The organism is Bosea sp. OAE506, assembly GCF_040546595.1.
GTDB lineage: Bacteria > Pseudomonadota > Alphaproteobacteria > Rhizobiales > Beijerinckiaceae > Allobosea.
Window position 1 is genome coordinate 446,535 of sequence record NZ_JBEPOB010000001.1, and the last position, 23,582, is coordinate 470,116.

The following is a 23,582-nucleotide window of genomic DNA, read 5'->3' on the forward strand; positions in this document are numbered from 1 at the left end:
CCCGCTGGGGCCGCCCGGCTCCCTCACGCAAGCTGCAGAGGAACCCGCCCCGCCATGGCCGAGGCCCGCAACACCGTCCAGGCCGGCATCCTCTGGATGATCCTGAGCACGGCTTTCCTGGCGGGTGGCAATTCGCTGGTCCGGCAGATCGCGACCGAGCTGCATCCTTTCCAGATCAGCTTCCTGGCCAATCTGATCATGCTCGCCTTCGTCTGGCCGCAACTGCGGGCCGAAGCGGGCCTGCCGGACCGGCGCGAGAAACGCCGGCTCTATGCGATCATGACCGCGGTCGGCTGCGTCTCGAACCTGACCTGGTTCTATGCGCTCGCCCATGTGCCGCTGGCCAAGGCCACGGCGATGACCTTCGCCGCGCCGATCATCGTGACGGCTCTGGCCGGGGTCCTGCTGGGCGAGAGCGTCTCGCGCAGCCGCTGGGCGGCCGTGCTGGTCGGCTTCGTCGGCGTGATGGTGATCTCGCGGCCGGGCTTCGTCGCGCTCGACGCCGGCACCATCGCACTGATGATCTCCACCCTGTCAATGGCGTCGAGCTATCTGATCTCGAAGCGTCTGACGCAGATCGAGAGCACCAGCCGCATCGTCGCCGTCACCACGCTGATCCCGGTGGTCACCGGCCTGATCCCCGCCGTGCTCTACTGGCGGACGCCGTCCTTCGACATCATGCTGTTCCTGGTGGTGATGGCGGTGGCGATGTTCGTCGGCCGACTGACGCTGTTCCTCGCCCTGCGCAATGCGCCGGCCTCGACCGTGATGCCCTTCGATTTCGCCCGCCTGCCTTTCATCGCGCTGTTCGCCTGGCTCGCCTACCAGGAGATTCCCGACCGCTGGGCGCTTGTCGGCGCCGCGATCGTGATGGGCGCGACCGTCTTCATCTTCCAGGACGAGCACCGCAAGCGTCGCCAGGTTCCGCTCTAGCCGGAGCCCGGCCCTTCGCCGCCCGCAGGCCTGCGGGCTTTCGACCCGCGTCACAGGAGAACCGCCAGCCATGCCGACACCGATCGCATCCGAAGCCGAGATGAGCGCCTTCCTGGCGCGGGCCGGCTTCACCCTGACGCCCAAGCAGGTCGCCGAATATGCCGAGGCCTATGGCTACATCGTCGAGATGTCCGCCCGGATCCGCGGCGAGCGCAGCTACATGGCCGAGCCGGCCCATGTCTTCAGCTTCCCGACCGAGGAGAGCGCCCGATGAGCACGGACATCCTGACCATCAGCGAGGCCGCCGCCCTGATCAAGGCCGGCAAGCTCTCCCCGGTCGAGTTGACCGAGATGTGCCTTTCCCGCGTCAAGGCCTTCGAACCCGAGCTGCATGCCTTCGTCACCGTGACCGAGGATCGCGCCCGGGCCGACGCCAGGAAGGCCGAGGCGCAGATCAAGGCCTCGGGCCCGACATCGCCGCTGCACGGCATCCCGATAGGCCTCAAGGACATCATCGACACCAAGGGCATCCTGACGACCTGCCAGTCCGCCCACAACATCGGCAACGTCCCCGATAAGGACGCGACCTGCGCCGCGGCGCTCGATGCCGCCGGCACCGTGCTGATGGGCAAGCTGACCACGCATGAATTCGCCGATGGCGGCCCGTCCTTCGACTTGCCCTGGCCGCCCTCGCGCAACCCCTGGAACACGCAGCGCTTCACGGCGGGATCCTCCAGCGGCACGGGGGCGGCGGTTGCGGCCGGGCTGGTGCTCGGCGGGCTGGGCACCGATACGGGCGGCTCGATCCGCGGCCCGGCGGCGCTGTGCGGCATCGTCGGCCTGAAGCCGACCTATGGGCTGGTCAGCCGCGCCGGCGTCGCGCCGGCGGCCTATTCGCTCGACCATATCGGCCCGATGGCCTGGACGACGGAGGATTGCGCGCTGATGCTGCAGGCGCTGGCCGGTCACGACCCGGCTGATCCCGCCAGTGCCAACAGACCGGTGCCCGACTACACCGCCGGGCTCGGCAAGGGGGCGAAGGGGCTGAAGGTCGGCGTGCTCAGCCGTTGGCACGAGACCGACCGGCCGGTCGCCCCCGCGGTCAAGGCCGGCATCGACGCCGCGATTTCGACCTATGAGAGCCTCGGCGCGGAGATCGTCGAGATCAAGCTCTCGGCCATGCAGGAGTACACCGCCGCCGGCTTCTTCATCTCGACCGTCGAGCGCGGCGCGGCTTACGAGCGAATGATGCTGAAGAACCCGGAGAAGTTCGGGCAGCGCTATCGCGACCGCCTGGTCTTCGCCGCACTCTGCACCGGCATGGACTATGTCCAGGCGCTGCGGCGCCGGCGCGAACTGATCGCGGAAATGGCGGCGGCGATGGCCGGCGTCGATGTGGTGCTGACCGCCGGCAATCCCGACGAGGCGCCGCCGATCGACCAGGTGCCGCGGTGGGACAATCTCGACAAGCCGAACTTCACCATGGCCTTCAACCTGACCGGGATGCCGGCGATCTGCGTGCCCTCGGGCTTCGGCCCCAATGGCATGCCGGTCTCGATCCAGCTCGCGGCGCGGCCCTTCGGCGAGGCGGTTCTGCTGCAGGCGGCGCATGCCTTCGAGCAGGCCACGCCCTGGCGGCACAGGCGGCCGGCCATGCTCGGCCTGGCCGAAGCCGCCTGAGGCGGCTCCCGCGCGGCACGGCCCCGGCCGTGCCGCGGCAGGTCAGGCGGCGCGGGCCTTCGTGCCGGCGGCGGGCTTGCGCGTATCCATCTTGCGCCAGTGCTCGATGATGCGCTGGCCCGAGCGATAGACATGCTCCTCGGCGATGCTCTCGGCCCGCACGACCTGCCCGCCGGTGATGGCGGCGAAGATCTGGCTGTGGTCGTCATGGGCACGGGCCAAAGTGCCCATGTCGAACCAGCGGAACTTAAGCTGGTTGAGCAGCGGAATGGCGCGCGACTTGCGCAGCATCATCGCGAGATGCGAGTTGCCGGAAGCCTCGATCAGCGTGTTGTGGAAGCGGTCGTTGAGATCGCGCCAGAGATCGGAAACCTCGTCGGTCCAGCTCTCGACATTCTGCAGCTCTTCGCTCTCCGCCAGCACCTTGTGCAGGAGGCCGCGGTGGACATCCGACAGGCCCTGCTGCGCCACCAGCCTTGCGCAGAGGCCCTCGAGATTAGCACGCACGACATAGATGCCCTCGATGTCCTTGGCGGCGAAGGTCTTCACCGCGTAGCCGCTGTTGGGGCGATATTCGAGCAGCCCTTCGGCCGCCAGGGTCGAGAGGGCAGCCCGGATCGGCGTGCGCGACACCGCCAGCGCGTCGGCGAGATCGACCTCGTTCAGGCGCGTGCCTCCGGCATAGTCGCCTCCGAGCACGGCCTCCCTGAGCTTGTTGGTGACCGAGACGCCGCGTGTCGCCATGTGTGTCGTCCTGTCGAAAAGGCGATTGAAGAAGAGCCCCTGCCCTCGGCCCGAGGATGACCATGCCGGCGGCAGAATCATCTCGATCGTGTACAGTTGGCAGGCAGTTAGGAGCTGAACATACCTACGTCAACGCAATTCCAGTATCGTTGACGAGAAAGTGTGCATGATGAGCGTTGCTGCACTCGATTGTATGCAACCGGTCAAGTGCTATTCGGCCGGCAGTCCGCGCGCTTCGCCCGTTCGGGATCGGACCCGCTCCAGGCGGGCGATCACGGCGTAGACCGGCGCGGCGGCCACCATCACCACGAAGATGCGGATGATGTGGTGGGCGGCGACGAAGGCGACCTCGGCATGGACCGCGAGCGCGATCAGGCTCATCTCGGCGAGCCCGCCCGGTGAGTAGGCCAGGATCAGCGTCATGGCGCGAAAGCCGGTCAGCCAGGAGACCAGAGCGGCGCAGGCGCCTGTCCAGAACAGCAGGATCGCGGTCGAGCCCAACGAGAGCAGGATGATGCGCCCGACCGTACGCGGCGCCGTGCCGGCGAAGCGGCAGCCGATGACGACGCCGAGGATCAGCTGCGCCGCATTGACGATCTCGAAGGGTGGCTTGAAGTCGCTCCAGCCCGCGAGATGGACGGCGGCGCTGACCAGCATTGGTCCGAGCAGATATTTCGCCGGCAGGTTCAATCGGTGGCCGAGGAGGCAACCGGCCAGCCCGCAGCCCAGCAGCCAGAGCTCCGCCGTCGCGGGCGTGGAGAAGAGGGAGACGGCGCCGGCCATCCGGTTCAGCGAGACGCCCTCGAGCCACTGGATGGCGAAGGGCAGCGTCATGACGATGAGCAGGATCCGAACCGAATGAACGAGAGCGATGACCTGGCCGTCGCCGCCGCGTTCCTCGCCGAGGCTGATCATCTCGACGAGCCCGCCCGGCATGCCGGCGAAATAGGCGGTGGTGCGGTCATAGCCGCCAATGGCGCGGAAATACCAGACCACCGAGCCACCGCAGAGCGCGATGAAGGCGATGAGCCCAAGCGTGGCGGGCCACCACTGCAGGATGCGGGCGACAAGATCGGGGCTGAAGGCCGCGCCGAGCATGACGCCGATCACCATCGTCATGGGCGGGCGGATCACCGGCGGCGCGGCGACAGGCACGCGCAGCAGCGCCGCCAGCGTGCAGAACACCATCGGGCCCATCATCCAGGGCAAGGGCAGCGACAGGCGCTGGAACAGCAGGCCGCCGGTTACGCCAAGCGCCAGCGCCAGGGCGAAGCGGGGATAGGGGAAGCGGGAGGGCCGCATGGCGGCAAAGCCGGCCCGGACGTCTCGCATCCAGGCTGAGACGGGGGATGTTAGGCGATTCATGGCGCTTCTTCGAGCCGAACCGGGGCGGGCACCGGCTTGGGTGCCAGATAGACCAGCGCGCTCGCTGCAATGACGATCGCCGAGCCGGCGAGGACCAGCACAGTCGGCACGTCGCCGAACCAGATGAAGCCGACGATCAAGGCCCAAAGCATCTTGGTGTAGGAGAGCGGCGCAATCGTCGCCACAGGCGCGTGAAAGAGCGCCCGCGTGGTGAGGTACTGGCAGGCGCCCGAGGCCAGGCCGTTGCCGATCAGCAGCGCCCATTGCGCAGGTGTCGGCTGGACCCAGTTGAAGGGCAGGCTCGGCAGGACGAGCAGCGCCGAGCCGGCCAGGGTCCAGAACGCGATCGACAGCGAGGTCTCATTGCGCGAGAGGCTGCGCTGCTGGATCAGCGAGAGCGCGCTGAAGACCGTGCCGATGACCGACATGGTCAGCCCGAACAGGCTGCCGCCGCCGCTCGGCTTGACCATCAGCAGGACGCCCCCGAGCCCGAGCAGCAGTGCGAGCCAGCCCAGCCGCGTCACCTTCTCGCCGAGCAGCGGCGCCGAGAGCAGCAGCACCAGAACCGGCTGGAGGAAGGAGATCGCGGTCGCGTCGGCCAGCGGCATGTGGCGATAGGCCACGAAGATGAAGAGCAGCACGGCCGTGAACTGCACCGCCTGCAGCGCCATGCCGCGTCGGTTATGGACCTTGAGGGCGGCAAAGCCCCCGAGCCCGCGCGCCATCAGCAGCAGGGTCACGAGCGCGAAGCCGTTGCGGAAGAAGACGATCTGGTTGACCGCGAAGGTCTCCGCCAGCGCCTTGACGACGCCGTTCAGGATCGAGAACAGCGCCAGCCCGACGAGCATCATCACGACGCCGCGTCGTGCGTCGCGCTCCTCCCCCGCCGGCGCGTTCAGGATCACGGTCATCGTCAATAGGTCAGGAAGATGCGTTCGATCTCGGCCGGCTCGGCGCTGATCGTCAGCGCCAGCGCGAGCAGCAGCCGCGCCTTCTGCGGCGTGAGATTGTCGGCGATCAGGAAGCCGCCCTCGCGCAGGCGTTTGCCCTTGAAGGTGCGGCCCGAGCCGGCGCGGGTCGACTGCATCACGACGATGCCAGCCGCCACGGCCTCCTTGAGCACCTCGAAATCGGCGGGGCCGGCGAAGCCCGGCGCGAAGCCGGCGGAGATGATGCCCTTGGCGCCGGCCGCGACGAAGGCGCGGGCCGCCGTCCCGTCCGAGCCGGTATAAGCCAGCACGATGTCGACGCGCGGCAGGGCGTCGAGCCTGCGGATGTCGAACTCCGTGTCGGGCGCCGCCTTCCGCACCGGCTTACGGTAGAACACGACCGCGTCGCCATCGGCATGGCCGAGCACGCCGAAATCAGGCGAGCGGAAGGTCTGCAGCCGGAAGGTCGAGGTCTTCGTCACGTCGCGCGCGGCATGGATCTCGTCGTTCAGCAGCACGAGAACGCCGAGGCCGCGCGCCTGCGGGCAGGCCGCGGTGCGGATCGCATTGGCGAGGTTCATCCCCGCATCGGTCGATAGCGCGCTCGCCGGGCGCTGCGAGCCGACGACGACGACCGGCACCGCCACCTTCACCGTCAGGCTGAGGACATAGGCCGTCTCCTCCAGCGAGGCGGTGCCGTGCAGGATGACGATGCCGGCGAGGTCGGGATGCTCGGCGACCAGCCGGTCGCAGGTCAGGACGAGCGTCTTCCAGTCCTCGAAGAAGATGTTGGGGCTCGGCACCGCCTTGAACGGAACGGCGATGATCTCGGCCAACTGGGCGACGTCGGGAAACATCGCGACCAGCGCATCGGCATGAAGCATCTTTTCATTGGCGCCGTAGTCGAGGATGTCGAAGGGGCCGGTGCCGATGGAACAGATCGTGCCGCCGGTCCCAATGACCGCGACCTTGGGCAAAACAGGCATTGTTCTCTCTGGGTGTCGGGCGCGCGCGCCGGGTTATTCGGCCGCCTGGCGGAAGCGGGCGTTTGTCTCAAGACAGCCGATCAGCATCTGCGTGTCCATGATGTCGCCGAAGGTGAGGTAGAAGGCGATCAGCGAGGCGTTGTGCTCGGCATCGGAATTGGCGGCATTGCCGTCGGTGACCATGATCGTCCTGAAGTTCAGCATCATGGCGTCGCGGGCGGTGGATTCGCAGCAGACATTGGTGACGGTGCCGGTGATGATCAGGGTGTCGTAGCCCTGCGCGCGCAGCCGCGCCTCGAGATCCGACGAGCCCTGGATGAAGGCGCTGAAGCGCGTCTTCTGGACGATCTCGTCCTCCGGGCTGACCTCGAGATCGGCCCAGAGTTCGTGGCCGAGCTTGCCTTCCGACACGGATTCGACGCGCGCGCCGCGCCGCTCCGGCCGCGTCAGATCCTCGTGGAAATGCGACCAGGAGGTCAGACAGGCCTCGTCATGGGTGTTCTTGATCCAGAACACCTTGCCGCCGGTCCGGCGCACGGCGTCGGCGATCCGGTTGACGTTGGGCACGATCTCGCGGGCCGTGTCGCAGAGCGCATGGGCGACGCCCGGCATCATGAAGCCGTTCTGGAGATCGACGACGATCAGCGCCGTGCGGGCGGGATCGAGATCGGCATAGACATGCTCGACGCCGCGGCGGGCAACGACATGCTGCGTGACATAGGCGGGAATCTCGACCTTGTGCATGGCGGTCTCTCTCGTGCGAGGGATCAGGAGGACAGGGCGGGCGAGCCGACCTTGAAGCAGCAGACGGTGCGGTCAGGCGCGGGCACGGTTTCCGGCGGGCTCGCCGCGCGGCAGGCCTCGTCGGCGAACTTGCAGCGTGGCGCGAAGGCGCAGCCCGGCGGCAGGCGGCGCATGTCGGGCGGCGAGCCGGGGATCGCCTCGATGTCGACGCCGCGGGCGCTGCCATGGACGGAGGAGGCCAGCATTCCGCGGGTATAGGGGTGCTGCGGGTTCATCAGCACGTCGCGAACCGGCCCGGATTCGACGACGCGGCCGGCATACATCACCGCGACACGGTCGGCGATTTGGGCGGCGACGCCGAGATCATGGGTGACGAAGATCACGCTCATACCCATGTCGCGCTGGAGCTTGCGCAGCAGCACGAGCACCTGGATCTGCACGGTCGCGTCGAGCGCCGTCGTCGGCTCGTCGGCCAGTAGGAGCTGCGGCCGGCAGGACAGCGCCATCGCGATCATAGCGCGCTGGCGCAGGCCGCCGGAGAGCTCGTGCGGATAGGCCTTCAGGCGCCGCTCCGGCGAGGGCACCTTGACGAATTCGAGCAGCTCCAGACCGCGCTTGAGCCCGTCGGCATAGGAGCAGCCTTCGTGCTTGACGACCGTCTCGGCAATCTGGTGGCCGATCGTGTAGACGGGGTCGAGCGCCGTCATCGGCTCCTGGAAGATCATCGAGATGGTGGAGCCGCGGATCTGCGTCAGCTCCTTGTCGCTGAGCGCCATGATGTCGTGATCGCCGACGCGCATCTTGCCGCCGATCCTGGCCCTACCCTTGGGCAGCAGCCGCATCAGAGCGCGCATCGTCACGGATTTGCCGGAGCCGGACTCGCCGATGATGCAGAGCACCTCGCCGGGCTGGATCGAGAAAGAGACGCCGTTCACGGCGGCGACGGTCGCTTCGCGGCTGACGAATTTGACCGAGAGATCCTCGACCTCGACCAGCGGTCTGACCGCGGCGAGGGCGACGGGACCGGGGACGGCGGATGGCGCTGTGGCTGTCGTCATCGGTTCCTCCTCACGCGGTGGCGGCCAGCGGGGCGGCGCCGACCTTCGGCCTGGCGACCAGCACCGGCGCCTTGCCGGCGAGGCTGTGGCCGGAGCCCGGGTTCTGGACATGGCAGGCGGCGACATGGATGTCGGCCGCGACGGCGCCCTCGAGCCGGGGCGAGGTTTCCGCGCAGACGCTTTCCGCCATCGGGCAGCGGGTGCGGAAGCGGCAGCCCGACGGCGGGTTGATCGGGTTGGGCGGATCGCCGGTCAGCGGCGCCTCATGGACGCGCTCGGCGGGATCGAAGGACAGCCGCGAGGCCAGCAGCGCGCGGGTGTAGGGGTGTTTGGGATGCTCGTAGATCGCATCCACCGGCCCGATCTCGACGATCTCGCCGAGATACATCACCAGCACGCGGTCGGAGATGTACTGCACCACGTCGAGATCGTGGCTGATGAAGACATAGGTCAGGTTGAAGTGGCGCTTGAGCTGGCGCAGCAGGTTGAGAACCTGCGCCTCGACCGATTTGTCGAGCGCCGAGACCGCCTCGTCGAGGATCAGGAGCCGCGGTTCGAGCGCGAGCGCCCGGGCGATGTTGACGCGCTGCTTCTGACCGCCGGAGAGTTCGTGCGGATACCGCTGGGCGAAGAGATCGGGCTTGAGGCCGACCTTGGTGAGGAGTTCGCGGGCGATCTCCTTGGCCTTGGCAGCGGGAATGCCATGGACGCGCGGGCCGTAGGCGATCGATTCCTCGACCGGCAGGCGCGGGTTGAGCGAGGAGTAGCTGTCCTGGAACACCATCTGCATGGCGCGCCGGAACTCCTTCATCGTCAGGCCGCGGACGCCGCCGATCGACTCGCCGTCGAACAGCACCTCACCCGCGTCATAGGGAATGAGGTGCATCAGGAGCCGCGCCAGGGTGGACTTGCCGCAGCCGGACTCGCCGACGACGCCGAGCGTTTCGCCCTTGAGCACGGTGAAGGAGACGCCGTCGACGGCCCGCACATGCCCCTGCGTGCGGTTGAGCATCCCTCCCTTGATTGCGAAATGCTTCTTCAGGTCGGAGACGATCAGCATCGGCTGGGAGGGGCCGCCGCGATCGCGGATGTCTCCCTCCGGGACCGAGGAGAGCTGCGGCGGGCGGGCGGTCGGCGCGGTTGTCATGGACATGGCGGGCCCTTTCACAGTCTGACGTCCATCGCCTGGCGCAGCCCGTCGCTGACCATGTTGAAGGCGAGTGAGGTGACGAAGATCATCACGCCCGGCAGCGCGCAGACGATCGGGTTGACGTAGATCGACTGGCGCAAAGTCGAGAGCATCAGCCCCCAGTCGGGATGCGGCGGCTCGACGCCGAGGCCAAGGAAGGACAGGCCCGACGCGATCAGGATCGAGACAGAGACCAGGCCCGAAGCGTAGATGAAGATCGGGCCGAGCACGTTGCCGAGGATGTGGGTGGCGATGATCGAGCGGGTCGAGCCGCCCGAGGCCCGGGCCGCCTCGACAAAATCGAGCCCGCGCACCTGGGTCGTCGCCGTCTCGGCGATGCGGCAGAGTGGCGGGATGAAGACCAGCGTCAGCGCGACCATGCCGTTGGCCATGCCACCGCCCATGGCGCCGGAGATCGCGACCGCCAGCAGGATCGAGGGGAAGGCGTAGAAGACGTCCATGGTCCGCATGATCGCCATGTTCAGCTTGCCGCCGATGAAGCCGGCGAGCACGCCGAGGAAGCCGCCGATCAAGGTGGCGAAGACCACCGGCACCACGCCCATGAGCAGCGACATGCGCCCGCCATGGATCAGGCGCGAGAGGATGTCGCGGCCGAGCTCGTCGGTGCCGAGATGGAAGTCGCGGAAGCCGACCGGGCGCAGCCGGAAGGCCATCGAGGTCTTGTAGGGATCCTTCGGCGCGATCCAGGGCGCAAACACGGCCATCGCCACGATCAGGACGATGATGAGCGCGAAGGCGAGCGTGACGTAGTCGTAGCGCAGCCGGTAGCCGACATTCTGCCAGTAACCGCGGACCTTGGTGGCCGGGGCCTCTTCTTCCGCCGCAAGCAGGCGGGTCGCCGTGGTGAAATCGGTCATGGCCGCCTCCTCAGGAGCGCTTGATGCGCGGGTCGACCGCGGTCTGGAACAGATCGACGACGAGGTTGGTGAAGACGAAGACGAGGGCGAGGATCAGGATCGTGCCCTGCAGGACGGGGATGTCGCGCGTCAGGATCGCCTTGTTGAGGAGGAAGCCCGTGCCCGGCCAGTTGAAGATCGTCTCGACCAGGATCGAGCCGCCCATCAGGTAGCCGAACTGCAGGCCCATCACGGCCAGGATCTGGGGCATGGCGTTCTTGAGCGCGTGCCGGATGACCGCGAGTTCGCCGAGGCCCTTGGCGCGCAGCGTGTTGACGAATTCGTTGCCCAGCACCTCCGAGACGGCGGAGCGGGTGGTACGGGTGATCATGCCGACCGGCACCATGCACAGTGTGACGATCGGCAGGATCACATGCTTGAAATGGGACCATTCAAAGAGGTTGAAGGTCTCCGAGCCGCGCGGGCCCATGCCGGTCGCCGGCAGCCAGTTCAGCTCGACCGCGAAAATGATGACCAGGACGATGCCGAGCCAGTAATTGGGGATCGAGACGCCGACGATCGACAGGGCCGTGACGCCTCGATCGGTCGCGCTGCCCCGGTAATAGGCGGCCAGCGTGCCGAGCACGAAGGCGATGCTGAAGGCCAGCGCCACCGCGCCGAAGGAGAGGAAGATGGTGTTGCCGAGCGCGCGCAGCACCTCGTCGATCACCGGACGGTTCGACTGGATCGAGACCCCGAGATCACCGACGACGGCGCGCGTCAGCCAGGTCCAGTACTGGACCGGCAGCGGCCGGTCGAAGCCGTAGGTCTTCATGATGAGGTCGACGACCTCCTGGCTGGCATCGGCCGGGAGCAGCATCTGGACGGGGTTGCCCGGGGCCAGGAAGACGAGCGCGAAGCAGAAGACCGTGACGCCGATGGCGATCGGGATCGCGTAGACGATGCGACGGGCGATGTAGTGCCACATGGAGGTCTCCTTCGGTCGGCTCGGGTCCTGGATCGCTGTGGGCTCGGGGGGATGCGGCCCCGACTGGCCGCATCCCAAAGGCGGGGCCGCGTCAGTTCGTCGTGCCGACGGTGATCGGCGTCAGATCCTGGAACCAGCTCTGGGCCTGGACGAAGCCCTTGACCTTGGGCGACAGCGCCCGCGGGTTGAGGTCATGGGTGACGAAGAGCATGGCGGCGTCCTCGTTCATGATCTCGTGGACGCGGGTGATCATCGCGTCGCGCTTCGTCTGCTCGAAGGTGTTGTAGATGTCGGTGATCAGCTTCTCGATCTCGGCGTTCTCGTAGTGCCCCCAATTGCCGCCGGCCGGCGCCCATTGCTTGCGCATGACGAAGCGGAAGATGCCGGAGAAGGGATCCTGCGTGGCGCGGCTGACATTGACGGCATGGTAGGCGGGGAACTTCTCGCGGCCCTTGAAGGTGACGTCGAGCAGGGCGTTCCAGTCCATCACCTCGAGCTTGACCTTGAAGCCCACCGCCTCGAGCTGCGACTTGACCAGCTCGTTCATCGGCAGCGGCTGCATCTGGCCCGAACCCGAGGTCGAGATCGCCAGCGTGACCTCGCAGGGGAAGCACTTCGCCTCCTTCAGCAGCGCGGTCGCCTTCTTCGGATCGAGCTTGTAGAGGACCGGCTTGCCGAAATAGGGCGAGCTGGGCGGCACGGTCGCATAGCCCTCCTGGGCCAGGCCGTTCAGCATCTCGACCATTTCGCCGCGGTCCATCGCGTAGTTCGCCGCCTGGCGCACGCGCTTGTCCTTGAACGGACCATCGACGAAGTTGAACTGATAGTGCCAGTTGTGCGGATAGGGCAGGGTGATGACCTGCATCCCTGAGGATTTCAGCCGCGCGATCGTGTCCGGCGAGGGCGCCTCGATGAAATCGACCTGTCCCGACAGAAGGGCCGCTGCGCGCGTCGTCGCCTCGGGCATCGGCTGCAGCACCAGCCGGTCATGTTTGGGAATGCGCTTGGGGTTCCAGTAGGTCTCGTTGCGGGTCATCTCCAGCCGTTCGCGCGGCACGATGCCGGCGAAGCGATAGGGCCCCGTGCCCGAGGGCATCTGGGCGTATTTCTCGTAAGAGCCCGCCTTCTCGAACTGCGCCTTCGAGATCATCATCCAGAAGCTCATCTGGATGTAGAAGAGCGAGTCCGGCTCCTTGGTGATGATCGCGACGGTGTGGTCGTCGACCTTCTCGGCACGGTCGATGTTGACCGTGCGGGTGCGCATCGCCGCGAACTGCTTGGCGTTGAAATGCGGAACCTTCTCGTCGATCAGGCGCGAGATGTTCCAAAGCACGACATCGGCGTTGAAATCCGAGCCGTCATGAAACTTCACGTCCTTGCGCAGGGTGAAGATCCAGCGCTTGCTGTCCTTGGGGTCGATCTCCCATTTCGTCGCGAGGCCGGGCGTCAGCGAGGCCTCGACATCAGAGCGCGAGAGATCCCACAGGATCAGCGAGTCATAGAGTGTGTAGCCGACGAAACGGTAGCCCTCGAAGCCCTGGTCGGGCTGGCCGGTGACATCGGGGATGTCGCCCGCCGTCATCGCGACGCGCAGCGTCGTCTGGGCCTGCGCCGGGGCGGGAGCCGTGAGGGCCGCCGCGACCGCGAACGACAAGCCGGCCGCGAGGCGAACGACGGAACTCCGAAATGTCTGAGACGGGTGAGGCATGCAGGCTCCCTCCGGGATGCGAATGAGGTCGTGAGCGGCGTCCCAGGGATTTTAGCAAGGGCCGTGCCAAGCCGGCTCGATTGTGTCCAATCTGATCAACCGACCTGTTTTGGCCCCATGGCCCCGCTCGGAGCCACACCGCCGTCAGAGACTCATTTTCAGCAATATCGGGTTATTTCCGCCTTGATCAGCGGACCAAGCAGACGCCCCACCCGCAACGGCGGAAGTGAGCCCGGACTTCATTGCACACAACTTCGCCAAGGCGACCCGCACCCCGACCGGACTGGCGCGAATGACGCCCACTTTGTGCTGCGCTGCACAATGTTGCGCCGACACGCTCCGGCGGAGCGGCCCCGCCGCTCCGCCAGAGCCCACACCCGACCTCACTCGGCCGCCTGCAGCACAGTGGCGCCGGCGCCGATCGCGGCGATGACCTCGTCGGTCGACTGGACGTCACCGAACAGGGCCAGGATGTTGCCGAGCGTCGCGTTGTGCTCCTCGTCCGTCCGGCAGGCATTGGCGTCGGAGACGAAGACGACCTTGTAGTTCATCATCATCGCGTCGCGCGCGGTCGACTCGCAGCAGACATTCGTCGCCGTGCCGACGATGATCAGCGTGTCGATGCCCCGCTCCTGCAATTGCGCATGAAGCGTCGATGAACCCTCGACAAAGGCACCGAAGCGCTGCTTCTCGACCGCCCAGTCCCCGGGCAGGACCTCCAGCTCTGGATAGATCGCATGGCCGAAGCTGCCGCGCGCGAAGGCGGCGATCATGCGCTGCTTGAAGTCGCCCTTGGTGAAGTTGTCGAACCAGACGCACCAGTCCGCCTGCGTCTCCTCCGTGATCGTGTTCTGGATGTAGACGACGAGGCCGCCGGCGGCCCTGAGCGCCTGCCCGATGCGGTTGACGTTGGGCACGATCTCGCGGGCATAGGGGATTTCGGCCGGCTGGCCCGGCGCCATGAAGCCGTTCTGGAGATCGACCACGATCAGCGCGGTCCGGGCCGGATCGAGCGCCTCGAACAGCCTGACCTTACCGCGCCGCTCGACGACGCGCTGGAGAACGTAATCCGGGATCGCAATGGTGTGCATGGGACGCTCCTGATCGACGGGACGAGGGTCGCGCCGACATGGGCCCCGCCTCGGGCCGCGCCGGCGATAGCTCCACCATCACAGCAAGCCCCATGCCAAGCTCGGGTGATTGTATTCAATGCAGCGCTGCCGCCAAAATGGACGCTTCATGCTGGCGCGAGGCCAGAGCGTCGGGATGAGCGGCTTCTGCGCCCAATAGGCCGCGAAGTAGCCGCCGCTTTATTGGGCTTCTGCGCGCTTGGTCCCCTCTGGACCCCATAGGCCAGCAGGAGAGCTGCTGCCGCCAGCGCCGAGACAGCTTACCTCATTGGATACAATGATGCGGAAATGGCATGGCTGTTGCATCGCCCGGGCCGACGAAAGCGGACCAGAGGACAGGGCGATGAGCGAAGCGAGCACGGCGGATCTGAAGCTCGAACTGGAGGTGCTGCTGCGGCGCGCCGAAGTGGCTGTCCCGGAAGACCGGATGGCCGCCGTCCTGGCCGGCTATGGCGACCTCAAGCGCATGTGCGCGCTGCTGCGCCAGCCGCGCACGGCGGCGGACGAGCCCTCCAACACCTTCTCCCTCGTCACCCTGATGAAGGGGGTCTGACATGCCCGCAACCGGCACCACCAAACCGCTGCACGAACTGTCCATTGCCGAGGCTGGCGCCGCCCTGCGTGCGGGCGAGCTGACAGCAACCGCGCTCGCGCAGGACGCGCTGGCACGGATCGCCGCGCTGGACGGCGCACTGAACAGCTTCATCACCGTCACCGCCGAACGGGCGCTCGCCGATGCTGATGCCGCCGACGCCGCCTTCAAGGCGGGCATCGACGCCGGCCCGATGCAGGGCGTGCCCTATGCGCTGAAGGACATCTACGACACGGCCGGCATCCGCACGACCTGCCACTCCAAGCTGCTGGTCGACAATGTGCCCGCCGCCGATTCCGTCGTGGCGGCCAAGATCAAGGCCGGGGGAGGCGTGCTGCTCGGCAAGCTCTCGACGCATGAATTCGCGCTGGGCGGCCCGAGTTTCGACCTGCCGTTTCCGCCCGCGCGCAACCCGTGGAACCCCGAGCACATTCCCGGCGGCTCGTCTTCCGGGTCGGGCGCGGCGGAGGCTGCAGGGCTGTGCCGCATGGCGATGGGGTCCGACACCGGCGGCTCGATCCGCGGGCCGGCCGCCTATTGCGGCACGGTCGGGCTGAAGCCGACCTATGGACTGGTGTCCCGGCGCGGCGTCTTCCCGCTCTCCTATACGCTCGACCATTGCGGCCCGCTGAGCTGGACGGTCGAGGACGCCGCGATCACCATGGAGGTGATCACCGGGCACGATCCGCTCGATCCCGCCAGTGCCGATGTGCCCGCCCCCGATTTCCGCAGCGGGCTGGGCGGCGATGTCAGCGGGCTGAAGATCGCGCTGCCACGCCATTTCTTCGCGCAGGCCGAGGGCGTCTCGCCCGAGGTCCTGGCGGCGATCGACAAGGCCGCCGATTTGCTGGCGAAGGCCGGCGCGATCGTCGAGGAGGTCACGATCCCCGATTACGAGCTGTTCAACGCCGTCGGGCGGGTGATCATGTTCTCCGAGGCCTTCGCGATCCACGAGAAGGATTACCGCGAGCGCCCGCTCGATTTCGGCCGTCTGACCTTCACCCGTATGATCCTGGGCGCCACCACGAGCGCCGCCGACCTGACCCAGGCCTATCGCCTGCGCCCGGGAGCTGGCGGTGGCGGTCAACCACCAGCTGCTCAAGCAGTACGACGCGATCCTCTGCGCCTCGGCGCTGGCGCCGGCCGCGCGCTTCGACAGCTTCTCGGACGCCTTCCCGCCAAACTGGCCGATCCAGACCATGCCGTTCAACGTCACCGGCAACCCGGCGATGTCGATGCCGGCCGGGTTCTCGGCCTCGGGCCTGCCGCTTTCGGTGCAGATCGTCGGGCGGCCCTTCGACGAGCCGACGGTTCTGCGCATCGGGGCGCAGATCGAGAAGGCGCTGGCCCTGACGGGGCTGCGGCCGGCGACAGCCGCGCTCAGGCAGGCGGCATGAGGCGCCGGTGCGCCGAGGGCCACACCCGGTGCCCCCATGAGCGAGGATGATGCCGGGGCGCGCGCCGTCGCCTTCCTCCCTGACGAGGCGCTGCCGGAGCCGGCTCCGGAGCTTGTCACCGTCGAGGCCTCGGCGGACAGCCTCGCGGCCGCCGCCTCGATCCTCGCAGCCAGTGCTTTGCCGGCTGCGGCGAACGCCCTGCCGACAGCGCGAGCACGCCATCGCGACCGCGCCCGCGGCTGGTGGCGCGCGGCCACGCCCAATCTGCGCGGCTCGCTTCTGATGATCGCCGCCTTCAGCGCCTTCGCGGTGATGATGACGCTGATCAAGCTCGCGGGCGGACGCGTGCCGCTGCCGCAGATCCTGATCGTCCGGCAGCTGGTGATGACGCTGATCCTCGCTCTGGTGGTCGGGCGCGCCCTGCCCCGGATCATGCACACCAGCCGTCCGGGGCTGCAGTTCCTGCGGGGGATGTTCTCGCTCGGCGCCATGCTGTGCGGCTTCACGGCGCTGATCTATCTGCCGATGGCAGAGGCGACGGCGCTGGGCTTCGCGCAGGTGCTGTTCGTGACGCTGCTCGCCATCCTCATCCTGGGCGAGGTCGTCGACCGGCGGCGCTGGATCGCCCTGGCGATCGGCTTCGCCGGGGTCTTCGTCATGCTGCGGCCGGGCGGCGAGGCAATGAGCGGTTATGCGCTGCTCGCCATTCTCGGCGCGCTGTTCGGGGCCGGCATCACGATCTCGGTGCGCGTGCTCGGCCAGTCCGAGCGCACGGAGACGATCCTGTTCTGGCAGGGCGCTGTGGTGCTGATCGCACTTGGCGCACCGGCCGTCTTCCTGTGGACCCATCCGACTCCGGTCGAATGGGTGCTGATGATCGGCATCGGCGTCGTCGGCACGGCCGGGCAATGGCTCGTCACCCGCGCCTACCAGATGGGCGAGGCCTCGGCGCTCGCGCCGCTCGACTTCGTCCGCCTGCTGCTGGCGACGCTGAGCGGCTATCTCGTCTTCGCCGAGCTGCCCAATCTCGTCACCATCGTCGGCGCTGCGCTGGTCGCCGGCGGCACCCTCTATACGATGCGCCACAACGCCGGCGCGCGCCGCCTAGCCGCCACGCCGCTGCCGGACAACCCGCCCGCCTGACACCATCTCCGCCCCTCTGACCCGGACGACGACGCATGACCCATCATCACCTGAAAGCCAGCGGCGCGACCTGCCATTGGGGCTTCTTCGACGCGGCGCTGAAGCCGAAGCTGGTGATCGCCAGCGGCGACACGGTCACCGTCGACACGGTGACCGGCGCTCCGGAAGTCCATCCCAAGCCGGGCAGCGGCTTCACCACCCCGCCCGAGATCGCCGACGTCCATGCCCATGCCGAGAAGACCCTGCCCGGCCATATCCTGACCGGGCCGATCGCCGTCGAGGGTGCTAAGCCCGGCCATGTGCTGGAGGTGCGGATCGAGGATATCCAGCTTCGGCAGGACTGGGGCTACAACGTCATCCGCCCGCTCGCCGGCACGCTGCAGAGCGATTTCCATGATGTCCGGCTGCTGCACATCCCGCTCGACCTCAACGCCAAGATCGGTAAGCTGCCCTGGGGCCTGGAACTGGAACTCGCGCCCTTCTTCGGGGTGATGGGCACGGCGCCGCCGCCGGCCTGGGGCCGCGTAACCTCGATCGTGCCGCGCGCCTTCGGCGGCAATCTCGACAACAAGGAGATGGTCGCGGGCGCGACGATCTTCCTGCCGGTCTTCGTCGAGGGCGGGCTGTTCTCGTGCGGCGACGGCCATGCGGCGCAGGGCGACGGCGAGGTCTGCGTCACGGCGATCGAAACCGCGCTGCAGGGCCGCTTCACCTTCATCCTGCGCGAGGACCTCACCTTCACCTATCCGCGGGCGGAGACGCCGACGCATTACCTGACCATGGGCATGGACCCCGATCTCGACCGCTGCGCCGAGATGGCGCTGCGCGACATGATCGTGCTGATCGGCGAGGTGGCCGGCTTCTCGCGCGAGGACGCCTACACGCTGTGCTCGATCGCCGCCGATCTGCGGGTGACCCAGACGGTCAACGGCTCCAAGGGCATCCACTGCATGCTCGCCAAGAAGCTCCTGCTCCCGAAGGCGGCCTGAGATGGATCTGGGTCTGAAGGGGAAGATCGCGCTGATCACCGGCGGCAGCCGCGGCATCGGCAAGGCCACCGCGTTGCTGCTTGCCGGCGAGGGCGTCCGCCTCGCCATCGCCGCGCGCGGGGCGGACACGCTCGCCGCAACCGCGGCCGAGATCCGGGACGCAGGCGGCGAGGTTCTCACCATCCAGGCGGATTTCCGCAGCCCCGCGGAATCGGCGCGGGCCGTGGCGGAGACCATGGCGGCCTATGGCGGGCTCGACATCCTGATCGCCAATGCCGGCGGCAGCTTCGGCGAGCGCGAGCTGGCCAGCGCCAGCGACGCCGACTGGGAGGAGACCTTCCGCTTCAATGTCGGCCATGCCATCGCGGCGCTGCGCGAAGCGACGCCGGCGCTTACCCGCAGCGACATCGGCAACGCCGTCTTCGTCGCCTCGATCTCCGGCCGTGCTCCGGCCGCGCGAGGCGCGCAATATGCCGCGGCCAAGGCCGGCCTGATCCATGCCGCGCGCTCGCTCGCCTGGGAGCTGGGGCCTCAGGGCATCCGCGTGAACGCCGTCTCGCCAGGCTCGACGATCTTCCCCGGCGGCGGCTGGGAGCGGATCCGGGCCGAGCGCCCCGAGGATTTTGCCAAGTTCGAGGCGGAGGATTTTCCGGCGCAGCGGCTCGGTGCGGTCCAGGAGATCGCCGACGCAATCACCTTCGTCGTCTCGCCGCGCGCGGCGGGCATCAATGCGGCCGACATCCATGTCGATGGCGGCCAGCGGCGGCCCTCGATCCGCTGAGGGTGATCTGCCGCCGCCGGGGGGGGGCGGCGGCAGATCAGTGTGCAATCTCAGGACACGTTGGGCGGCAGGCGGCGGTGCCAATCGGTGTCGCGCTGATAGGCGTCGGCGATCTTGAGAACGCGCGCCTCAGCGAAGGGGCGGCCCTGGATCTGGAAGCCGATCGGCAGGCCGTTGGAATCGAGCCCGCAGGGCACGCTGACCGAGGGCAGTCCGAGATAGTTGATCGGCCGCGTGTTGATCGAGACGTCCTGGAAGGTCTCGATCGCGCCCGGTGTGCCGGCATCGATGTCGGTGGCCAGCAGCGTCGGCACCTTCATCCGCAGCGTCGGCGTGATGAAGGCATCGCAGACGCCGAACACCGCAGCCGCCACCGCCTTCAGGATCGCGCCGCGCCTTGCCAGCGCCTCGAGATAATAGGTGCCGGGAATGCCCTGCGACGGGTAAAGCCGGCCGCTCAGATGCACGGCATAGTCCTGCGGGCGCTGGCGCATCCATTGCGCATGGATCGTGCCGCCCTCGACGCGTGAGACGATGCCGCCATAGGTCGCCACCGCATCCATATGCGGGATCGTGACCGGGACGATGACGGCGCCGCGGGCCTCCAGCACCGCGACCATGGCGTCGAAGGCGGCCTGGACCTCGGGGTCGATGCCGTCGAAGAAGTAGTTGGTGGGCACGCCGATGCGCATGCCCCGGATGTCGCCGGTCAGGGCGGCTTCGTAGTCCGGCACCGGCTCGGCGGACGAGGTCGGGTCCTTGGGATCCTGTCCCGCGATGACGCCGAGGAAGCGCGCGGCATCGCGGGCGGTCTGCGTCAGCGGCCCGACATTGTCGGCCGAGAAGGAGAGCGGCATGACGCCATGGCGCGAGACACGGGTCTGCGTCGCCTTGATGCCGGTGACGCCGCAGATTGCGGCCGGAAGTCGGATCGAGCCGCCGGTGTCGGAGCCGAGCGCACCATAGACCAGCCGCGCCGCGACCGCCGCGCCCGAGCCCGAGGAGGAGCCGCCGGTGCAGTAGTCGGTGTGCCAGGGATTGCGGCAATGGCCGTAATGCTGGTTGTGGCCGGTCGGGTTTTGCGCGAACTCGGCCATGTTCAGCCCGCCCAGCGTCACCGAGCCGGCGTCCTCCAGCCGCTCCATCACGGTGGCGGTGTAGCCCGGGCGGAAATCCTTGCGGATCGCCGAGCCGCAGGTCGAGAGCTTGCCGGCCTTGTAGTACATGTCCTTGTGGGCCAGCGGCAGGCCGTGGAGCGGACCCAGCGTCGCGCCCGATTTCCGCTTCTTGTCGAGCGCCTCGGCGGCTTCGAGCGCGGCGGCGCCCTCCAGCCAGATCGCCGAATTGATCGCCTTGTCGACGCGGGTGAAGGCTTCCAGCGCGACGGTGGTGAGTTCGACGGCGGTGACGGAGCCGTCCTTCAGCGCATCGGCGGCGTCGGTCAGCGAGAGATGCAGGAGCGAGCTTTTCGCGGCGGCGTTCATGACTGCGGCTCCTTCGTTTCCTGGAGCGCGGCCTCGAAGCTCGACGGCTCGTCCTCGAAGGCGAGCTGCCCGCGCAAGGCGGTGAAGCCCGCAATGCTGGCGGCCAGCGCATCGGCCATGATGCCGGCCGCCTCATTGGGCTGGCTGATGCCCGACCATGTCTGCGCCTGGACGGCGACGATGTCCCGCAACGGGGTCTGCATAGCTTTCTCCTCTCTCCATCAGAATGACGAGAAGGATTGTATGCAAACGACGTGCCTGGCCGCTCTTATCGGATGCCATAGCGTGAAATAGGATACATTCGGCTGTACCACCGCTCAGGCGACAGCTGCCTGTGCCCGAAGCAGCATGCCGAACAGGTCGCGCGGTTCGTCGGGGTCGGCGAGGAGGTCGAGTTCGTCATATTCGCGCTGCCGCTGCGCCTCCTGCGCCAGCCAGCGCAGAGCGGAGAAGTCCTCGATCGCAAAGCCGACCGAGTCGAACAGCGTGATCTGGCGCGGATCGTGGCGGCCCGGATGCTGGCCCGCGACGACGCGCCAGAGTTCGGTGACCGGGTGATCCGGAGCCAGCTGCTGAATCTCGCCCTCGATCCGCGTCTGCGGGGGGTATTCGACGAAGATGGCGCTGCGCCTGAGGATGTCGGGATGCAGTTCCGTCTTGCCGGGGCAGTCGCCGCCGACCGCGTTGATGTGAATGCCGGCCCCGACCATGTTGTCGGTGAGAATGGTGGCGCTGGCCTTGTCGGCGGTCGCGGTGGTGACGATCTCGGCGCCCTGCATGGCAGCCTCAGCCGAGGCACACAGGGTGATGTCGAAGCCATAGCCCGCCAGATTGGCGGCGCATCGCGCGCTCGCAGCAGGGTCGATGTCGTAGAGCCGCAGCCGGTCGACGCCGAGCAGCGCCTTGAAGGCGAGCGCCTGAAATTCCGACTGCGCGCCGTTGCCGATCAGGGCCATGCAGCGCGCGCCCGGCGGGGCCAGATGGAGCGCCGCCAGGGCCGAGGTCGCGGCGGTTCGCAGCGCGGTCAGGATCGTCATCTCGCTCAGCAGCAAAGGATAGCCCGTGGCGACGTCCGAGAGCACGCCGAAAGCAGTGACGGTCTGGCGCCCGTCGCGGGTGTTGCCGGGATGGCCGTTGACGTATTTGAACGCGTAGTGGGCGCCATCGCTGGTCGGCATCAGCTCGATGACGCCGCCGGGGCTGTGCGAGGCGACGCGAGCCGTCTTATCGAAGAGCTCCCAGCGTCGGAAATCGGCCTCGATGCAGCTCGCCAGCGCCGTGAGGGCGGTCTCGATGCCGCAGGCGCCGATGATCCGCATCATCCGCTCGACGCTGACGAAGCGCACGAGGTTGAGCTTGCGATCCATGGTCAGAAGCTCCGTGTCGGGCGGTCGAGCACGCGCCGGCCCATCAGGCTGGCGGCGAGATCGACCATCAGCCGGGCGGTGCGGCCGCGCTCGTCGAGGAAGGGGTTGAGCTCGACGAGATCGAGACTGGCGACGCGGCCGCTGTCATGGAGCATCTCCATGATCAGATGCGCCTCGCGGAAGGTGGCGCCGCCCAGCACGGTGGTGCCGACACCGGGCGCGATGTCGGGATCGAGGAAATCGACGTCGAGGCTGACATGAAGCAGGCCGTCCTGTGCCGCGACCTCGTCGAGAAAGCCGCGCAGCAGGGGGGCGACGCCCTCCTCGTCGATGGCGCGCATGTCGTGGACGCGAAGCCCCATGGCGGCCAGAACCTGCCGCTCCGCCGGATCGACGCTGCGCAGGCCCATCATGCAGATCCGCGCCGGATCGAGTGTGGCCGTGAGCGGCGGGAAGACACCCGCGAAGCCGGGCAGCCCGAGCGCATAGGCCATCGGCACGCCATGGAGATGGCCGCTTTCGGTCGACTCCAGCGTGTGGACGTCGGGATGCGCATCGAGCCAGAGGACGAAGAGCTTGCGGCCGCTCTCCTGCGCCCGGCGGGCATGGCCGGCGAGCGTCCCGGCCGCCAGGCTGTGGTCGCCGCCCAGCACGATCGGCATGCCCTCGGCCCCGGCCTCGTAGATGGCCTGCGACAGCGCCTGCGTCCAAGCGACGACCTCGGGCAGCGCATGGATGGCGGGGTTGGGGTGGCTCAGCGACTGCAGCGGCGCGGGCGCGACATTGCCGCGGTCGACGACGCCATGACCGAGCGAGCGCAGCGCCTCGCCGATGCCGGCAGCACGAAAAGCGCTCGGGCCCATGTCGCAGCCGAGCCGGCCTGTGCCGTCCTGCACCGGGGCCCCCAGGAGAATGCAGTTCGTCCGATCCATCGCGCCCTCGCTTGCTCGCGACGGGTCTAGGACGAGGGGCCGGCAGGACGAAGCAGCCAGATTGGCATAAATGGCGGCTTGATCTATCGTTTCGGCACCCTCGACTTCTCACAATGGCGGAGCCGGCCATGGACGACCTCGACCGCCGCCTCGTCACGCTGCTGCGCCGCAATGGCCGTCGCGCCATTTCCGACCTCGCGCTCGATCTCGGTGTCTCCCGGGCGACGGTTCGCTCCCGTCTGGAGCGTCTCGAACAGGCCGGCGAGATCGTCGGCTACACCGTGATCCTGCGGGCGGACGCGGTTTCGGCCCCGGTGCGGGGCATCACGCTGATCGAGGTCGAGGGCCGGGCCAAGGACCGCGTGGTGACGGCGCTCAGCGGCTTTGCCGAGATCACCGCCATCCACACCACCAGCGGCAAATGGGATCTGATCGCCGAGCTCGGCACGGACAGCTTGACGGCTCTGGACGCGGTGCTGACGCGGATGCGACTGATCGCGGGCATCGCGGCTTCCGAAACGCATCTGCTGCTGGCGACGCCGCGCAGCAGCCGGGCCGGGCTCGGCCCGGCGCAGCCCGGCTGAGC

At 67.9% G+C, this 23,582-nt stretch carries 24 protein-coding genes; 9 read left to right on the forward strand and 15 right to left on the reverse strand.

Features of this window, described 5'->3' with window-relative positions; all coding sequences use genetic code 11:
• Positions 1 to 54: 54 nt before the first annotated feature.
• The 3 genes from ABIE41_RS02235 (at position 55) to ABIE41_RS02245 (ending at position 2,613) form a co-directional block, all read left to right on the forward strand.
• The gene (locus ABIE41_RS02235; protein ID WP_192643204.1) at positions 55 to 933 is read left to right on the forward strand and encodes a DMT family transporter; all 879 of its coding nucleotides are present in this window, start codon (positions 55 to 57) and stop codon (positions 931 to 933) included.
• Positions 934 to 1,003: 70 nt separating this feature from the next.
• Entirely contained in the window at positions 1,004 to 1,207 is a 204-nt protein-coding gene (locus ABIE41_RS02240; protein ID WP_192643205.1) for a hypothetical protein, read from the forward strand.
• A complete protein-coding gene (locus ABIE41_RS02245; RefSeq protein ID WP_192643206.1) occupies positions 1,204 to 2,613 on the forward strand; it encodes an amidase in 1,410 nt (469 codons plus the stop codon). Before ABIE41_RS02240 ends, ABIE41_RS02245 begins: the two co-directional genes overlap by 4 nt.
• 42 nt (positions 2,614 to 2,655) lie before the next feature.
• On the opposite strand, the gene ABIE41_RS02250 is transcribed toward ABIE41_RS02245, so the two are convergent.
• The 11 genes from ABIE41_RS02250 to ABIE41_RS02300 all read right to left on the reverse strand — a co-directional run bounded on the left by ABIE41_RS02250 (position 2,656) and on the right by ABIE41_RS02300 (position 14,272).
• On the reverse strand, positions 2,656 to 3,357 hold the full coding sequence (locus ABIE41_RS02250) for a GntR family transcriptional regulator (RefSeq protein ID WP_192643207.1): 702 nt from the start codon (positions 3,355 to 3,357) through the stop codon (positions 2,656 to 2,658).
• Positions 3,358 to 3,567: 210 nt separating this feature from the next.
• Positions 3,568 to 4,722, reverse strand: a complete 1,155-nt coding sequence (locus ABIE41_RS02255; RefSeq protein ID WP_210320954.1) for an AbrB family transcriptional regulator — start codon at positions 4,720 to 4,722, stop codon at positions 3,568 to 3,570.
• On the reverse strand, positions 4,719 to 5,633 hold the full coding sequence (locus tag ABIE41_RS02260; protein ID WP_192643208.1) for a DMT family transporter: 915 nt from the start codon (positions 5,631 to 5,633) through the stop codon (positions 4,719 to 4,721). The genes ABIE41_RS02255 and ABIE41_RS02260 overlap by 4 nt, the downstream gene beginning before the upstream one ends.
• Positions 5,634 to 5,635: 2 nt before the next feature.
• On the reverse strand, positions 5,636 to 6,637 hold the full coding sequence (locus ABIE41_RS02265) for an asparaginase (RefSeq protein ID WP_192643209.1): 1,002 nt from the start codon (positions 6,635 to 6,637) through the stop codon (positions 5,636 to 5,638).
• 33 nt (positions 6,638 to 6,670) lie between these two features.
• Positions 6,671 to 7,381, reverse strand: coding sequence for an isochorismatase family protein (locus ABIE41_RS02270; protein ID WP_192643210.1), 711 nt, complete (start codon positions 7,379 to 7,381; stop codon positions 6,671 to 6,673).
• A gap of 23 nt (positions 7,382 to 7,404) precedes the next feature.
• Positions 7,405 to 8,439 carry an ABC transporter ATP-binding protein gene (locus tag ABIE41_RS02275; RefSeq protein ID WP_192643211.1) on the reverse strand — a complete coding sequence of 345 codons (1,035 nt, stop codon included), beginning with the start codon at positions 8,437 to 8,439 and terminating at the stop codon, positions 7,405 to 7,407.
• A 10-nt stretch (positions 8,440 to 8,449) separates the two neighbouring features.
• On the reverse strand, positions 8,450 to 9,586 hold the full coding sequence (locus ABIE41_RS02280; protein ID WP_192643724.1) for an ABC transporter ATP-binding protein: 1,137 nt from the start codon (positions 9,584 to 9,586) through the stop codon (positions 8,450 to 8,452).
• 17 nt (positions 9,587 to 9,603) lie between these two features.
• A complete protein-coding gene (locus ABIE41_RS02285; RefSeq protein ID WP_192643212.1) occupies positions 9,604 to 10,506 on the reverse strand; it encodes an ABC transporter permease in 903 nt (300 codons plus the stop codon).
• Between the two features lie 10 nt (positions 10,507 to 10,516).
• Complete coding sequence (locus ABIE41_RS02290; protein WP_192643213.1) at positions 10,517 to 11,473, reverse strand: ABC transporter permease; 957 nt, start codon at positions 11,471 to 11,473, stop codon at positions 10,517 to 10,519.
• 91 nt (positions 11,474 to 11,564) lie between these two features.
• The gene (locus ABIE41_RS02295; protein ID WP_354191687.1) at positions 11,565 to 13,127 is read right to left on the reverse strand and encodes an ABC transporter substrate-binding protein; all 1,563 of its coding nucleotides are present in this window, start codon (positions 13,125 to 13,127) and stop codon (positions 11,565 to 11,567) included.
• Positions 13,128 to 13,564: 437 nt separating this feature from the next.
• Entirely contained in the window at positions 13,565 to 14,272 is a 708-nt protein-coding gene (locus ABIE41_RS02300) for an isochorismatase family protein (protein WP_192643215.1), read from the reverse strand.
• Positions 14,273 to 14,654: 382 nt separating this feature from the next.
• Between ABIE41_RS02300 and ABIE41_RS02305 the strand changes: the two genes are divergently transcribed.
• Genes ABIE41_RS02305 through ABIE41_RS02330 form a run of 5 tightly spaced genes read left to right on the forward strand, consistent with a single transcriptional unit; the run spans position 14,655 to position 19,213 of the window.
• Positions 14,655 to 14,864 (forward strand): hypothetical protein, encoded by a 210-nt coding sequence (locus tag ABIE41_RS02305; protein WP_192643216.1) that lies wholly within the window; start codon positions 14,655 to 14,657, stop codon positions 14,862 to 14,864.
• 1 nt (position 14,865) lies between these two features.
• The gene (locus tag ABIE41_RS02310; protein WP_465247075.1) at positions 14,866 to 16,350 is read left to right on the forward strand and encodes an amidase; all 1,485 of its coding nucleotides are present in this window, start codon (positions 14,866 to 14,868) and stop codon (positions 16,348 to 16,350) included.
• Positions 16,337 to 17,443 (forward strand): DMT family transporter, encoded by a 1,107-nt coding sequence (locus ABIE41_RS02320; RefSeq protein WP_192643218.1) that lies wholly within the window; start codon positions 16,337 to 16,339, stop codon positions 17,441 to 17,443. The genes ABIE41_RS02310 and ABIE41_RS02320 overlap by 14 nt, the downstream gene beginning before the upstream one ends.
• A gap of 35 nt (positions 17,444 to 17,478) precedes the next feature.
• Positions 17,479 to 18,432 (forward strand): acetamidase/formamidase family protein, encoded by a 954-nt coding sequence (locus ABIE41_RS02325; protein ID WP_192643219.1) that lies wholly within the window; start codon positions 17,479 to 17,481, stop codon positions 18,430 to 18,432.
• 1 nt (position 18,433) lies between these two features.
• A complete protein-coding gene (locus tag ABIE41_RS02330) occupies positions 18,434 to 19,213 on the forward strand; it encodes an SDR family NAD(P)-dependent oxidoreductase (RefSeq protein WP_192643220.1) in 780 nt (259 codons plus the stop codon).
• Between the two features lie 50 nt (positions 19,214 to 19,263).
• On the opposite strand, the gene ABIE41_RS02335 is transcribed toward ABIE41_RS02330, so the two are convergent.
• The 4 genes from ABIE41_RS02335 to rocF all read right to left on the reverse strand — a co-directional run bounded on the left by ABIE41_RS02335 (position 19,264) and on the right by rocF (position 22,996).
• Positions 19,264 to 20,697 (reverse strand): amidase, encoded by a 1,434-nt coding sequence (locus ABIE41_RS02335; protein ID WP_192643221.1) that lies wholly within the window; start codon positions 20,695 to 20,697, stop codon positions 19,264 to 19,266.
• Complete coding sequence (locus tag ABIE41_RS02340; protein WP_192643222.1) at positions 20,694 to 20,900, reverse strand: hypothetical protein; 207 nt, start codon at positions 20,898 to 20,900, stop codon at positions 20,694 to 20,696. The genes ABIE41_RS02335 and ABIE41_RS02340 overlap by 4 nt, the downstream gene beginning before the upstream one ends.
• 114 nt (positions 20,901 to 21,014) lie before the next feature.
• Positions 21,015 to 22,064, reverse strand: coding sequence for an ornithine cyclodeaminase (locus tag ABIE41_RS02345; RefSeq protein ID WP_192643223.1), 1,050 nt, complete (start codon positions 22,062 to 22,064; stop codon positions 21,015 to 21,017).
• A 2-nt stretch (positions 22,065 to 22,066) separates the two neighbouring features.
• Positions 22,067 to 22,996 carry an arginase gene (rocF, locus tag ABIE41_RS02350; protein ID WP_192643224.1) on the reverse strand — a complete coding sequence of 310 codons (930 nt, stop codon included), beginning with the start codon at positions 22,994 to 22,996 and terminating at the stop codon, positions 22,067 to 22,069.
• A 128-nt stretch (positions 22,997 to 23,124) separates the two neighbouring features.
• On the opposite strand from rocF, the gene ABIE41_RS02355 reads away from it, so the two are divergent.
• Positions 23,125 to 23,580: an Lrp/AsnC family transcriptional regulator gene (locus tag ABIE41_RS02355; RefSeq protein ID WP_192643225.1), complete on the forward strand. Its 456-nt coding sequence runs from the start codon at positions 23,125 to 23,127 to the stop codon at positions 23,578 to 23,580.
• Positions 23,581 to 23,582 lie beyond the last annotated feature (2 nt).